This is a genomic window from Sulfitobacter sp. HI0129 (genome assembly GCF_001635395.1).
Classification (GTDB): domain Bacteria; phylum Pseudomonadota; class Alphaproteobacteria; order Rhodobacterales; family Rhodobacteraceae; genus Sulfitobacter.
The window spans coordinates 1-399 of sequence record NZ_LWGH01001085.1 but is presented as its reverse complement, the minus strand read 5'-3'; the positions used below and the strand labels follow the sequence as shown (position 1 = coordinate 399).

General features: G+C 64.3%; 1 protein-coding gene. It reads left to right on the top strand.

Annotation, left to right across the window (positions count from 1 at the left end):
* Nucleotides 1–321: aminotransferase class III-fold pyridoxal phosphate-dependent enzyme (locus tag A3764_RS22770; protein ID WP_150122424.1), on the top strand; the 321-nt coding region annotated here is incomplete at its 5' end.
* Nucleotides 322–399 lie beyond the last annotated feature (78 nt).

The following is a 399-nucleotide window of genomic DNA, read 5'->3' as shown; positions in this document are numbered from 1 at the left end:
CTTGCAGCGCAGCCCCAGCATGAGCCCGATTTCCTGCCCGAAGTGAACCGCAAGGCCGGGATCATCCGTCAAAAGCTCGAAGGCCTCGTGGCATCGCACCCGGACGTTTTCGAAGAGGTGCGCGGAATGGGGCTCATGCTGGGGCTGCGCTGCAAGGTGACGAACACCGATCTCGTCACGGCGGGCTACGCGCATGAGGTTTTGACCGTGCCGGCCGCAGACAACGTCGTGCGCATCCTGCCCCCCCTCAACATCACGGATGACGAGATCGAAGAGGCGCTGTCGCGACTGGACGACGCGGCGACCTCCATGAAGAAATAGGCGGCGCGCCGCTCCCNAAAGCCACGCACCGCCACGGCGCAGTTCGTGCCCGGCCCGTAAGAAAGGCAAATCCATGCC